Raw genomic sequence first — 14374 nt, 5'->3', positions numbered from 1 at the left:
TTATGCTGTCTTTAAGAATGAGTATTATTTTTCAAATACCTCGCCCTGCATGATCTATCCTGTGTTCCGGGGAAAATATTGACCATGATGTATTGCCAGTCCGGAGGTATGGATGAGCAAGGGAGTTCTGGATATTGATGCCGGTAATACCCGGTTAAAATGGCGCCTGCAGGATGAAACGGGGCGTATTATTCTTTCAGGTTTTGACCATTATCAACCGCACTATAAAGCAGTTGTTCACCGGGTTGTGGATAAGCTGCCGTTCTGGCCGTTACGTTGTCGACTATCGAGTGTCCATACTCATGAATCCAGTCAGGAACTGGCTGCAGCCTTGGGTAACTGCCTTGGAACCTCAGTTGAAACACTTTCCCCTAAAAGTCTGAAAAATTGCGCTTTAACCAATACCAGTCCGGACAAGCTTGGAACTGACCGGTGGCTGGGCTTAATTGCCGGGCGCAAGCTCTATCCCGAAAAGCCCTTGATGATTGTTGATGCGGGTACCGCATTGACTCTTGATATGTGTGACTCAGAGGGATGCTATCTGGGAGGCTATATCGTTCCGGGTAGTCGGGCCCACTTTGGTGCATTGGCAAAATCAACACGCCGGCTGGGCAGGTTTTGTCCTGATTCGCTGACTGAAGCCAGGGCTGTCCGCGAACCTTCCTGTCATGTCAAAGGTGCGCTGGAAAACGGGTTTGTTGCTATGGCTGCAGCCTTGATCGAATCAGAATACTCACGATTTCAGCAGAAGATGCAGATTATTCTGAGTGGGGGAGATGGTGCGCTGTTAGCGCACCATCTTGTAATCCCCAACACCTGCAAGCCGGATCTGGTACTTGACGGGTTGGGGATGGCATTGCCCTGATATGAAGTGAAGAACTTCTATCAGGCGTCGATGCGCTTGTACTTGATGCGGTGAGGACCAGCAGCTTCTTCACCCAGGCGTGCCTTGCGGTCGGCTTCGTACTCGGTGTAGTTACCTTCAAAGAAGTTAACCTTGGAGTCGCCTTCGTACGCCAGAATGTGAGTCGCTACACGATCCAGGAACCAGCGGTCGTGAGAGATCACCATGGCACAGCCCGGGAAAGCCAGCATGGCTTCTTCCAGTGCACGCAGGGTTTCTACGTCGAGGTCGTTTGAAGGTTCGTCCAACAGCAGCACGTTGCCGCCTTCTTTCAAAGTGGCTGCCAGCTGCAAACGTCCACGCTCACCACCGGACAGTTCGCCAACGCGCTTCTGCTGGTCGCCGCCCTTGAAGTTGAAACGGCCAATGTATTTGCGGGACTGCATTTCATAACCGTTGATACGCAGGATATCCTGACCGTCGGCAATAGCATCAAATACGGTCTTGCCGTCCTGCAGCTCGTCACGCATCTGCTGAACGTTGGAAATCTTGACAGTTTCACCACGTTCGATGGTACCGGAATCAGGTTGCTCGTCACCGGTAATCATTTTGAACAGTGTGGTTTTACCGGCACCGTTACCACCGATGATGCCGACAATTGCACCTTTGGGTACACTGAAACTCAAGTCATCAATCAACAGACGGTCACCAAAACCTTTGGTCACGTTGCTGAATTCCAGCACCTTGTCTCCCAGACGCGGACCGGGTGGAATGTAGATTTCGTTGGTTTCGTTACGGGTCTGGAATTCCTGAGACTGCATCTCTTCGAAGCGAGCCAGACGGGCCTTGGACTTGGACTGACGGCCTTTGGCATTGGAGCGGGACCATTCCAGTTCCTGCCGCATGGCTTTGCGGTGAGCGTCCTGCTGCTTGCTTTCCTGTTCCAGGCGCGCTTCTTTCTGTTCCAGCCAGTTGCTGTAGTTACCTTCCCACGGAATACCGTGTCCGCGGTCGAGTTCCAGAATCCAGTTGGCAGCGTTATCGAGGAAGTAGCGGTCGTGAGTGATCGCGACTACGGTGCCCGGGTACTCCAGCAGGAAGCGTTCCAGCCAGGCAACAGATTCGGCATCCAGGTGGTTGGTCGGTTCGTCCAGCAGCAGCATGTCCGGGGCGGACAGCAGCAGACGACACAGGGCTACCCGGCGACGCTCACCACCGGACAGGTTGGCAACATTGGCGTCCCAGTCCGGAAGGCGCAGGGCATCCGCGGCAACATCCAGCTTACGCTCCATGTTGTGAGCATCGGCAGCCTGAATAATGTTTTCCAGTCGGCCCTGCTCTGCAGCCAGAGCATCGAAGTCGGCATCAGGTTCTGCATATGCAGCGTACACTTCGTCCAGACGCTGCTGGGCAGCCTTGATTTCGCCCAGTGCTTCTTCAACAACTTCACGAACGTTCTTATTAGGATCCAGCTCCGGTTCCTGCGGCAGGTAGCCGACATTCAGGTCTGGCTGTGGGCGGGCTTCACCGTCAAACTCGGAATCAACGCCAGCCATGATTTTCAGCAGGGTGGATTTACCTGCACCGTTCAGACCCAGAACACCAATTTTGGCGCCGGGGAAGAAAGACAGGGAAATGTCTTTAAGAATTTGCCGTTTAGGCGGAACCGTCTTGCTGACACGGTTCATGGTATAAACGTATTGAGCCATGATCGTATATCTCTGATCGCTCTAAGCTTGGTGTGGGAAGAAAAAAGGCCGCCAATTTACCACGGAAAGGCAGCCGTTTTCATGTATCAAACAACCTGTCCGGTTCACACGGTTGTGTCCGGAGGGCTTTGGGTACTCTGACTTTGTGATTTTTGTGCGAGATCTGCCGCAATATCTTCCAGCTTATCAGTGTCCAGTGCCCGGGCATAATGGCGAATATTTTCAATACAGTGCCGGAGTTCCGGGTCTGTTGCAGCAGAAGGTAAATCAATGTTCATCAGTGAACTGATATCACCAATATTTAAGGCTTGCTTCAAACGTTTGAGCAGAGCGCTATAACATGAGCTGTGAGTAGTGCCGGGTTCTTTTTGGCTATCAGATTCTTTCGTGGGAGCAGGAAGCAGTGGAGGATTTTGTGGCTCTAGCAGGCCAATAACTTTCTCCATCAGTTCATCGAGCAGAATGGGTTTGAGTACAACATCATCAAAGCCATAGCCATCAATATTGACCCGGGTTGATTCTGAAATACTGGCGGTAACAGCAACGACCCGTAAGCGGGAGAGAGTGTCATCGTGTCGAATGATGCCAAGTGCTGTAATGCCATCCATAACCGGCATTCGAATATCCATTAGTACCAAGTCAATTTTGCAGTTATTGAGTATAGTCAGGGCTTCCTGGCCATTATTGGCACTGATTGTCTGGTAATGCAGTTGCTCAAGCGCTGAAGTCAACATCTCTCGATTGGTAGCATCATCATCTACCACTAAAATACGACTGCTACGAACAGATCCAGCAATAAAGGGCGATTGTCTGTTTGGCACTTGCCGAATGCTGCGGCTTGAACTTTCCGAAGTGTTTGCAGAATTTTCATCATCGGGCTCAGGCGCTGGTATTTCTATTGAAAAGCAGCTGCCAACATCAGGCTCACTGGAGAGACTAATCTGTCCTCCCAATGCTTCTGTTAGCTGTTTACAGATGGCAAGACCCAGTCCTGCACCGCCTTTCTGGCGACCGGATTCCAGCTGACGGAAGGGCTCAAAAATTATGTGTTGCTCCTGTGACGGGATACCGGGACCGGTATCTCTGACATGTGCCTGAAGGTAATTTTCGCTGTAATCCATCTCGATTGAAACAGCACCTTCAAGGGTGTACTTGATAGCATTGCTCCCGAGATTAAGGAGGATCTGCCGCAGCTTGATTTCATCGACAACAATTTCCTCTGGAACCCGCTGGTGGATATGAGTACTGAACAGTAAAGCCTTTGAATCCGCAGCATTTTTCAGAATCTGTTCAACACTTTTCAGAATGATGCGAGGGCTGGCAACAACAGGGTTCAAGGTAAGGTTGCAGTTTTCAATTTTACTCAGATCCAGAATGTCGTTAATCAGTGAGAGAAGGTGACGACCACAGTTTTTAATGCTTTCCAGACCTTGCCGTTGGGCTTCACGGGTTTCAGGCTGCTGTAATAACACCTGTGAATAGCCAAGGATGCCATTGAGTGGTGTTCTCAATTCATGGCTCATACAGGATAAAAACATACTCTTGGCTTTACTGGCGGCCATGGCTTCATCACGGGCCTGTAGCAACTCATTCTCTGCTGCTTTGCGAGTGGTGATATCCCGGATTACTGTAGATATAAAAATCCCATCACGGGTATCCAGAACACTACTGGTGATTTCTGCCGGAAAAATCCGGCCACGGCGATCAAGTCCCAGTGTTTCAAGGTTTTTATAACGGCAGTTTTGCCACTCGCATTTGTTCAGGGAAGCCAGAAGAGGGTTTTCACTGCGGCATTCAACTGCAATCAACATACTAAGGGGAGCATTGAGGAGCTCTTTGCGTGTATATCGGGTCAGTTTCAGTGCCTGTGCATTGACCATTTGAATAATGCCATCAGGGTTACAGATTACAGATGGGTCAGGTGATGCATTGAGTAGCGCCCGGAATTTTTCAGTGTCACTGATGAAATCAGTAATATCATGACCCAGACCTTCCAGCGCAATATCATCATTTTCTTCCCTGATAGCTCCCCAGAAAATTTGAACACGACGAATCTCTCCACGAGCATTTCTCATGCTGAGTTCAAAAGGCGTTCCCTGCTGGCCCTTAAGGGCTTTTCCAAACTCTTCTGTAAAACGGTTCTGATCCCGACTGGTGGCAAGAAATCGCTGAAATTCCGGCTTGAAAGAGAGTCCATGATTGCCAAACATGGCATTTAAAGACGTGTTGGAAAAAGCAATTCGGCCCTTGTTGTCGAGCTGGAAGTAAAAATATTCGCCTTTCAGATGCTTTAGCAGGCGGCCAATATTATCCGCTCTTGCCAGCTGCAGGGATTTATCGCGTTCTGCTAAATGATGGGTGAGCTGGATAAATGAGCGTGCCAGTGAACCGGTTTCATCCTTGTTGTGAAGCCACTCAGCCTGCATGGGTAGCGGTCGGCGCTGTTCAAAGTACTGCTTCATATGTTGTTCCAGACTGACCAGAGGTCTGGTTATTCTGGAGGAAGCAAACCAGATGCCGACGATAATAATCAGCAGAGATAACGTCATCACAATGCCATCTGTCAGCATTGACTGCAGCACGCTTTTCATGACGACATTTTCATTCACAGCAGTATAAAGCCACCATTGGGCATGCTGTAGAGGTGCCCCAAAAACCCAGCAGGTAATCTGATACTCGGGGCTGGGCAACCAGACTTTGTAGTGGTGAGTTTGTCCCGCCTTGATGAGTGCAGGTATTTCTTCTCCAAAATCAGATACTTGATATATCTTTCCGGTTTCACGCATATTGGTGTGGCCGTACTTGGCGGCCTGGACACTGTCGGTATAGAGGTAATTCAGGTCAGCATTAACAAGGTGGAACTTCCAGTGGTGGAGGCTGGCATAGCGGCCATGAAAACTCGACTCATCAATGATTTCATGCACCAGCCTATTGATATTGATGTCCAGTTTTATAAATCCCTTTTGGTCTTGATAAGTAAAGGGGTAAACGTAGCTACAAATCTCATCAGATTGGGTTTTATCGAAGTAAGCTGGTGTCCAGAAACTGCCATTCTGGGCTAATAACTGATACCAGCTATTGTGCTGTAATATCGCTGGAGGTGGGGGTATTTCAGTTACTTTAGCTACAATGTTTTTCTGTCGAGTGTACCCTCTTGTTTCTGAAGAGGTGACAGAATTTTCGTCATGATTTTTATATGTAAATGTAATCCCCGTAATTAAATTGTCGCTGCTGATCATTTGAAGCAGAACATATTGAATAATAGAGTCCGGCCAACCCGTTGAATCAAGGAGGTTTACGTGTGATCGAATTCTTTCTGAGAACCTGAAAACTGTGTGGTCAAGTTCACGAGCGAAATGAACCACTTCGTCATGCATTTGGGCTTCAATTTCAGCGGCTGAATCAGCATGGAAAAGATAGAGATGAAAAAAAATTATCAGGTTGTAAAGTAATGTGACAGGTAATACTACATATAAAATAAACTTTTTTCGGATAGAGATATTGCCCCGGAAAAAAGATCTGGAGTAAGAGGATATGCTGTGAGAGACGGAACTTCTAAACACAATTACCCTGACTCGTTTTTCAGATTATAAGGATTTATCCTAGTGTAAAAAGTAGAAGAGGCATTCTTCATTTTTTATTCTGTTTTAAATCCTGCTTTAAATCCTCTTTCAACTCTTCCAGGGCTAGACTTTTGGCTTGAGTTGTCAGGGAAAAATAAAACAGAAGTTCCTGTCATGAATGGAGATGCCGAAGAACCTGAAGAGACTGATGGAACTTTCTGATATGTCGTAGAATGAGGAGAACAGGAAACTGGCCTATGCACTCGTGAATAATTTGACAGGCTGCTAACAGAAGCCGGGAGTGGACCGGGGTTGATTAATGTGGCTACTGGCAACTTTATGGTGTGAACATTCCGAGAGCAACACAATGAGCAATTTTTCTGTTGTGATTTTGAGGGAATTGGAAGTTGAAGAATGTAGCTTGTATCTGGTGAACCTTGCGGATCAGTAAAATAATCATAGCCACAATGGTGAGTAAGTGACTGGGCCTCAATCGTCTCTTTGGATAGATTTAACTGTAGACAAACCGGAATGTTTGCTAGATGCAAGGATCGCGCTATCGCATCAGCCCAAATAATCAAATTACATAGGCTATGATTCTCTGGGCAATGAAGGAGGCTTTCACTCATGTTAAGGTGAGGTTCTTCAAATGCCATAATATCTAAACATAGCATGAATACAGTGGCAGATTGCTGCAAATAGCATTGTTTCAGTATGGGCCCGATCTGATGTAATTCATGCTCTGAAATACTCCCGTAACCAGGTGCATCTTCAAGCAAAATACTATCAGTATGCCCAAAAACATCATCTGAGACTCGATCAGACGAAGTAAAAGGTATTGTGCCATGCGATTTGGACAGAACTAGTTCAGGAATAGTTGTTGCCCAGGGTATTGGTTCAAGCAGGTATTGTGCACCGAAAGAAGCATGTTCCGGGCATGAGAATTTATATATGAAGTCCTCATTTGTTTTACACGGTACAGATTGAGAGATACTAAAGGGCTGATTGCTTAAAAATCTGTCTATACACGGCTGTATCAGTTGTAATATTTCCTGGTTTTGCCTCTGGTAAGCTCTGTACTCGGAACAGAGCATAAGAGCTTGTCTAAGAAGGCTGATTCGTGCACTTAAATTGCCGCTATATGACAGGGAAACCTGATGGTCAATCTGTAGGGTAAGATATTCAATAAAGACAGAAAGCCAAGGACCGCTGTGAAGTGCTGACAACTCCTCGTATACAGTATGAAAGAGTTCTCTGGCAGGGCTCGGGCAAGCTTTAATAATGGGCATCGTAAAAGAGTCAGTCATAGGAGGAATATCTGATAACTGCAAAAAATCACTATCGGACATGCCTGAGGTTGGCTCTGAACTATTAACGGTCATATGTGTATTGAAGCCGCCAGCTAAGGTCATGTTGGAAGTATTGCAGGGGCTACTGCTCATGGTTGGTGCAAAAGAGTATTCTCCGGACTGATACGATTCTATGTTATGAACACCAAACCAGACAGAATGAAATGTATCCCCACACAGAGTATTTACTCTTGCCACGCAATAGGCACCTTTATTACTCGCAATCTCCTCAAGAATGCTATGAGGTGTCATTGAATAGTGCTCAGACCCGATACCTGATGCTTCACACGTTTTAATTTCGAGAACAGGCTCTCTACTTGATCCTGAATGTACTGTTGATGAGAATTCCGTGACTCTAGGCATTGGACAGCTAGAGCTATTCTCTGCAGCCAGCATTTCTGTAAAATCGAGTAGATATAACTTATTTGGCCTTTTTCCCAGTAGCGCGAACAGTGCAGCCAGCGTTTTTTCCTGAATTAGCTGGATACAGGCATGAGTATTGTCAGGAGTCTCCATGGCTATCCCTAACATTTCTTCAAGTGTAAATTCATCGTAGCTATGGCTCGGGAATGAGAGTGCAGGCAGCTGGATGACTAAGGGGTCATTAGTTACTGATTGAGGAGGGGAGCAGACAAGTGTTCCGTCGAATGGCGAAGTAGAAGTACGAGTCCCCTGAGGCCCGCTGAATTGCCTGTATATCAAACGCAAGCAGTTTTGAAGTGACTTCCAGGTTCTACTGGTTTTCTCATGCAAGTTGCTGGATACGAGTACAGCTGTACATGCCTCATGCATGCTTGTGGAGAGTTCACTCAAGCCCGGAGTTTGAAGTGGTGGCTGTTTGTATAGCGATATATCAAAGCCGGAGCTTCTCATGCGAGAAGTTAGTTTTTCCATAATACGGGTTCGACCCGACTCAACATCTGATAAAAAGTCAGGTATCAAGAGAGCAGGACGCTCTTTGATTTGCTCTTCTCCAGAAGAAGTTAACCTGATGCGTGATATTCCCTTGATTCGTTTTCTCACCAGTTTTTCAATATCAGATATATCGTGAACTCCGAACCAGATGTCAGAGGGTTGGCCCTTCCAGCTAAACAAAAATCTGGCCAGCAGACAGGCTTGCTTGTCCTCAAAAACCTCATCAAGGTACATTGTTCCAGGTTGCTTCATCTCTCTGGGATCTGCGAGTACAACCTGGCTGGCAGTAATGTGCATGGATTTTTCAGCTGACTCAAGGTCAGGCTCAGAAGAAAACCGAACTATTTTTGGATACAGGGAAGCTGTCTTGTCTGGGGTCACCCCTATGCATTCAGAAAAATCGAGTATGTATAAATGTGACCCGGATTCACCAAGGAGTCCAAATAACGCCATGAGTATTAGTTCGCGCCCGATAAAATCAGGATGCTGATTGGTATCCGGTAAGCGGGCGACCACAGAAAGCAGCTCAGTAAAAGAGAGCTCAACGGTTTCAGTTAAAAAATCATCTGGAAAACTTGTTGATTGTGAATCAGTTTCCATGAACTCTATGGGCATATCCAGTTGGAAATATTCTTCGCGAGGTATGGCTGGTAGCATACCTTCGGGGAGCATCAGCAGATCAATCCCGGTAATCTCTTTCCAGTATGAACTGAGGCATTTCTTAAAGTTGCCCCATGTTCTGCCACTTTTTTGCCTGAATGACTTTTGGGTTAATACCGTCGTGAACATTTCTTGAGGGCTGCATTTTGAGCCTCCGAACATCTCTTTTCCGCTGGCATGCTTTCGGGTGTAGAGAGAGCAGTCATATCCCAGCTTCCGCATATGACGACTTATCGCGGTACTGATCAGAGGCTTTTCTGCATCAATGTTGTCGTCATGACTACACTGCCAGTTTGCGGGTGTGGTACATAGTGCCACATCGCAAGGACGGGAAAATGTATAGGACTGTGCCGGGTCAATAGCTGTGGATATCCATTTGTCAGTTTGAATCCCGGGCCTGCTTCGCCCTTTTACTGACTGCGGCGAGCTTCTGTCGGGGGAATACTGGATGGGTGACATGACTTTGGGTTTGCAAGCGGACACTTTTCTTTGTGTTAACGCCTTTTTTTTCCGACCAATGGATAAAGAGCTGCTACCAGTAGATTTAAAGCTGTTTCCGCTGTCTTGGCTGGAAGGAGTATGACCGGTGACTAACTGTGATGGGATGGGTATCGGGATTGAAGGTGGCTTGCTAGTACCTGTTGGACGAGTGGGAGAAAAAGGGACTTGCTGCAGAATGGTTTCAATCACCTGATTAATATTGCCAGTAGATGACTCAAGCTCTACCCCTGAGGGCCGGGTCAAGAAAAATAATCCCATGAGGTGCCCATGAACAGCCTTCTCAAATCCTTTCCACAGCTGGGGGTGATCAGACCTTATAGTTCTGAGCCAAATGTCCTGGGCACGGCTGATCGGAATCAAGGATACCAGGGGAGGAACGGCTGAAATGGAGGGAGTAGACGATGGGTAGCAAAGATCTGGCTGACTCATTTGTAGCTCAAGTTCCTGTGCCATTTGTAATGCCAGCGTCTGTAACTTTAGTTTGCCTAAAACACGATTGGCACCTTCATGATCTGCTTTCACTGCATCAATAGTTATTGTTTCAAGGGGAAAATCCCGCCAGACAGATAGGGTTCTTTTTTTTGCGGCGATCATGGCTTTTGTTACATCAATAACAGCTTTCAGCCGCTCATCAGAGATTGAATAATTTAAAAAACAAGCCAGTGTTCGGATGACAATTTTTGGCAAATTTGAAAGATTTTTTATAGCAGGTGTGAATACACTGAATGCATCGACGCCGAGAAATCTTTTTATATGATCAGCATACGCTTCAGGATGATAAACAGGACACCCATGAACTTCGAGAGTATTAGGATGGGTGTCAAATATTTCGGCTGTGGCATCCAGCTGGGTTTCAAGAGAGTATGCTCTTGAGCGATTGACGATACGAAGCTTGACCGAGATGTTATCTGCTTTTATATCGCCACATATCTGCAGTGGTGCCGGGGGGGCGCCTGACTGTCTGCGAAGCAGGGTGTCCTTCAGGTTTTCAGCTGCCATATCAAGAATCTTGTCAATGATGCATACAACCATTTGCTCATATGTCATGGTCAGATATTTATCACCTGTCGGGACTTCATCATGCTCGGAAAGAGGTATGACTTTGTCCGGATAAATGTCCTTCTTGGATGAAATCTCTAATAACAGACTTTTATTCTGAGGGCTGTCACATTCTGCAAAGCGCATGAAGTGGAAATCTACAAACTCATAATCAGGGATTAACCGTTGAGCCATGTAAACACTATATGTTTCCGGGAGGTATCTGGAGTTGGGAACGATGAAATACCCGGTATTTTCAGTTTTAACATTACATTCCTGGAAAATTCTGTGGGATAACTTCTGTAACAGGACAAAATGCTCTGCCTCTGGTCGGTTGAAACCGGATATTCTCTTCCAGACTATATTGTTATACATACCATGAGGTAATCCCTGTAGCTGAAAAACAACAGAGAACTGACCGACACCGACAACTTTGAGCTGGCAATGACCATGGTCTTTTAATCTTACTGAAAAAGGTTGGACAGCAGGACTGACAAATTTTCCTGGAATACTGGCAGGGTTGTCTGGAGGGTCCATCAGGTCAGTTAAATGATTGAGAACTTTGTGTGGCTGTTGCTGAATATCATTTTGAGGACTTAATAGTCGACAGGAAATTTCATTTTCTACAGCCTGTAGTACTTCTATTGGTGACTTGGAGGCGTTAATGAATGCACTGTGCCCAGGAACAGTGGACAGCGTATCGGCCCGAATTCCAACACAGGCTTCAATTACTCCGGTGTTTACACAGTAGCAAAGATAGCCTCTGCCTGGATCCAGGCGCAGACTCGAAACTACGGCTCCCTCAGAAATACTACTGGTGAGAAACAGCTTTTTAAATCGTGTTGATACGAGGCTATCTAGAGGACCAGAGTGAGTATTCTCGCGTATAAAAAAAACCATTCCACCATTATTGTTTAATGCAGCCTCAGGTTTATCTTCAGGTAACAAAATCTTTTCAGGGTAGGCCAGCATCCAGCAGTTTGTTTCATCAAACTCAGGCTTTGACTGTATTGAGTGAGAATAGAATAAAGCATTTACAGAAGGTCTTTTCCTTAAAGTTTTCGGGCGGATCTGGAAAGCAAAACATAACTCTTCAGTGTGATCGCTGCCAGAAGAAAAGCTTATGGGGTAGCCGTAAAAGTAAGGTTGGTTTTGTGCATCGCAAGCTATATTGTTCGCACTTCTGTAAGGGGAATTTAGCTGTGCAGATATTTTTTCATAAAGTTCAACTAAACAATGTTTGTTTTCTTCTAGATATTCAACTACATCAATAAATTTTTGGTTTTCAGCTTGGGCTGATGAAACTAATAAAATAAGTGTGGTCAGAAGCAATAAGATTCTTAACGGAAGTCTCACTAAAACAAAAGTATTTTGTACCATACCACCAAAAAGAAATGGTTATGATATCCTCCGATATCAAAAACATACGCTTGTAAATATAATAACTTCAGTACAATTAAAAGCTAGAGTGATTAGACCTTTCTCTATTTTAGGAGGTTTATGATTTTTTGCATGAAAGATAAAAATAAAATAACTTTTTGTGTTAAAGATTTTAACTCAGGGCCACTTTTTAACTTTCAGTACTATCTACTCCATGAGTAATATTAGTATCTTTTTATTATTAGCGTTAGCTCTAAAGAACAACTATTACATGTAGCTGCCTGCTAATTTGGTATGTTTTTTCTAATGCCTTTCTCATCGCAGCTTTCATTAATACTGTATCTTTGGTGCTTGATCTCGACTGACACTGAGGCTTGATTTTGCCATTATACGCAGATTCAAAATACCAATATCTATTGTGATGGGCGAATGCTTATGAAGTACACAATGATCACTGGCGCCACAGGGGGGCTGGGTTATGCATTGGCTGAAACTCTTGCAAAGGAAGGAGCGAACCTGCTTCTGGTTGCACGTAATCGGGAACGTTTGGAGCAAATGTCCAGACAGCTCCCGGGCAGTCATCAGATTTTTGATTGTGATCTTTCGAACCCGGAAAGTCTGAGCGAGTTGAAAGCATTTGTGACAGAAAAAAAACTGGATGCTCCGGCAGTTTTGATCAACTGTGCAGGCAGGGGTTTGTTCGGGAGGCTGGATGAACTTGATGCGCTTGAAATTCAGCCTGTGCTGAATAACAACCTGTTGCCTGTCATTTTGCCCTGTCAGGTTTTCTTTCAGGATATGAAACGCTCAGGTGGCGTTATCATCAATGTGATGTCAACAGCGGCACTGAAAGGAAAGGCGGGTGAGTCAGTTTATTGTGCGGCCAAGTGGGGTGTGCGTGGTTTTACGGAATCTTTGCGAGAAGAGGCAAAGGGCAGCAGCTTGCGGATTGTTGCTGTCTATCCGGCTGGTATGGCAACAGACTTCTGGCAGGGTACTGATGTTGACTATCCAGTGGATACGTTTATGTCAGCAGAGGATGCAGCATTGATGATTGCCGGGGCATTAGGGCAAGCTGAGAAAGGTTATATTTCAGATATTACCCTGAGTCGATAAGTGCTTCAGGGTCGTGCTATCTATATAGATACCTCTAATACTGTTTTCTGCAACAAACGATGAACTCCGTGGCTATTCCGAACCCTTTGAAATCTATTCACCACACAACGGTAGAAGTAGATGATCTGACGGCTTCCAAACAGTTTTATCGTGAGGTATTACTGCTGGATGATGCACCGATGCCGGATGGCCTTAAGGAGAAGGGTATTCACTGGTTTCAGTTGCCGGGTGGGCAGATGTTGCATCTGATTCAGCGTCAGGCCAAAGCAACCGAAACCCGTGCTCATGTTGCTCTGGTTGTGGATAACGTACTGGAATGGCATCACTGGCTGGAGGCCAGAGGTGCCACTCTGGAAACGCCAAAAGTCAAACTATACAAAGTGGAACGCTTGTTTCTGCGCGACCCTTCCGGCAACTTAATCGAGCTGCTCAATCCGGCTGGACTGCTTTGAAGTCTCTGCAGGTGGTTGCTCCGGTGCGGCTGGCAAGCGGCTCATATAAAACAGTAGTCCGCAGCACATCGTACCCAGCATATAGCGTACCCAGATAATGGGAGCCACTGCGATGCTGATACTGAAACAAATTACTGTAATCACATAAGCCTTGCGCCGAACGGATGGTTTAATGCCCCGATATTCCGCCCAGTCATGAACCAGCGGCCCGAAGTGCCGATGGTTGAGGATCCAGCTATGCAGTCGTTCACTGGAACGGGCAAAGCAGAAGGCAGCCAGTAATACCAGTGGTGTAGTGGGTACCAGTGGCAGAATAATCCCGGCAATACCGGTCAGCAGGGACAGCACCCCGAGGGTCAGATACAGGATTCTGGCGGTATGACTGGTAGGGGCAATGTAGTCTTTCATTCCGGTCTGTCAGATAACCTTAGTCGTTTTTGTTCTTTGCTTCTCTGGCTTTGCGTCCACGCTTGGGCAATTCCGGAACTGGCCTGCGATCATGCAGCAGGTGCCGAATGGCCAAAATAGGGTGAGGCAACAGCATTCTGGGCCCGGCATAACGCATGATGATACGCGCTTGCTCTTTGCGATCCGGCTTGTAGCAGTGGACCGGACACTGTTTGCAGGTAGGTTTGATATCACCATAGGGACACTTTACCAGCCTGAAGCGGGCAAAATCGAGAAAGGACTGACAGTCACTGCATACCCCTGCGCTTTTCTCCATTGCCGGATGATGATCCCTGCAGTAAATCCGGGTCATGGCAACAATGGTCTTGAACTCGGCCGCCAGTATTTTGGATAAGGGCTGCTGCGCTTTTTGGGTACGAGTGACTGTCTCTGCTGGCAT

General features: G+C 46.4%; 8 protein-coding genes. 3 read left to right on the top strand and 5 right to left on the bottom strand.

Annotated elements, in window-relative coordinates:
- The first annotated feature begins 112 nt into the window (after nucleotides 1-112).
- Nucleotides 113-865 (top strand): type III pantothenate kinase, encoded by a 753-nt coding sequence (locus ACYZZ0_RS05925; protein ID WP_461535674.1) that lies wholly within the window; start codon nucleotides 113-115, stop codon nucleotides 863-865.
- Nucleotides 866-885: 20 nt separating this feature from the next.
- On the opposite strand, the gene ettA is transcribed toward ACYZZ0_RS05925, so the two are convergent.
- The 3 genes from ettA to ACYZZ0_RS05910 all read right to left on the bottom strand — a co-directional run bounded on the left by ettA (nucleotide 886) and on the right by ACYZZ0_RS05910 (nucleotide 11911).
- The gene (gene ettA / locus ACYZZ0_RS05920) at nucleotides 886-2553 is read right to left on the bottom strand and encodes an energy-dependent translational throttle protein EttA (RefSeq protein ID WP_461535673.1); all 1668 of its coding nucleotides are present in this window, start codon (nucleotides 2551-2553) and stop codon (nucleotides 886-888) included.
- A gap of 104 nt (nucleotides 2554-2657) precedes the next feature.
- Nucleotides 2658-5477: a PAS domain-containing hybrid sensor histidine kinase/response regulator gene (locus ACYZZ0_RS05915; RefSeq protein ID WP_461535672.1), complete on the bottom strand. Its 2820-nt coding sequence runs from the start codon at nucleotides 5475-5477 to the stop codon at nucleotides 2658-2660.
- Between the two features lie 713 nt (nucleotides 5478-6190).
- Nucleotides 6191-11911 carry a hypothetical protein gene (locus ACYZZ0_RS05910; RefSeq protein ID WP_461535671.1) on the bottom strand — a complete coding sequence of 1907 codons (5721 nt, stop codon included), beginning with the start codon at nucleotides 11909-11911 and terminating at the stop codon, nucleotides 6191-6193.
- Between the two features lie 483 nt (nucleotides 11912-12394).
- Between ACYZZ0_RS05910 and ACYZZ0_RS05905 the strand changes: the two genes are divergently transcribed.
- Nucleotides 12395-13075 carry an SDR family oxidoreductase gene (locus ACYZZ0_RS05905; RefSeq protein WP_461535670.1) on the top strand — a complete coding sequence of 227 codons (681 nt, stop codon included), beginning with the start codon at nucleotides 12395-12397 and terminating at the stop codon, nucleotides 13073-13075.
- A gap of 59 nt (nucleotides 13076-13134) precedes the next feature.
- Nucleotides 13135-13527, top strand: a complete 393-nt coding sequence (locus ACYZZ0_RS05900) for a VOC family protein (RefSeq protein ID WP_461535669.1) — start codon at nucleotides 13135-13137, stop codon at nucleotides 13525-13527.
- Here the strand turns inward: ACYZZ0_RS05900 and ACYZZ0_RS05895 are convergent.
- Nucleotides 13492-13935 (bottom strand): YbaN family protein, encoded by a 444-nt coding sequence (locus ACYZZ0_RS05895; protein ID WP_461535668.1) that lies wholly within the window; start codon nucleotides 13933-13935, stop codon nucleotides 13492-13494. The genes ACYZZ0_RS05900 and ACYZZ0_RS05895 overlap by 36 nt on opposite strands.
- A 19-nt stretch (nucleotides 13936-13954) precedes the next feature.
- Nucleotides 13955-14374 carry a nitrous oxide-stimulated promoter family protein gene (locus tag ACYZZ0_RS05890; RefSeq protein ID WP_461535667.1) on the bottom strand — a complete coding sequence of 140 codons (420 nt, stop codon included), beginning with the start codon at nucleotides 14372-14374 and terminating at the stop codon, nucleotides 13955-13957.

This window comes from Spongorhabdus nitratireducens (genome assembly GCA_947387575.1).
Lineage (GTDB): Bacteria > Pseudomonadota > Gammaproteobacteria > Pseudomonadales > Endozoicomonadaceae > CANDOC01.
The sequence above is the reverse complement of the archived record's forward strand: the minus strand, read 5'-3'. Positions and strand labels throughout refer to the sequence as shown.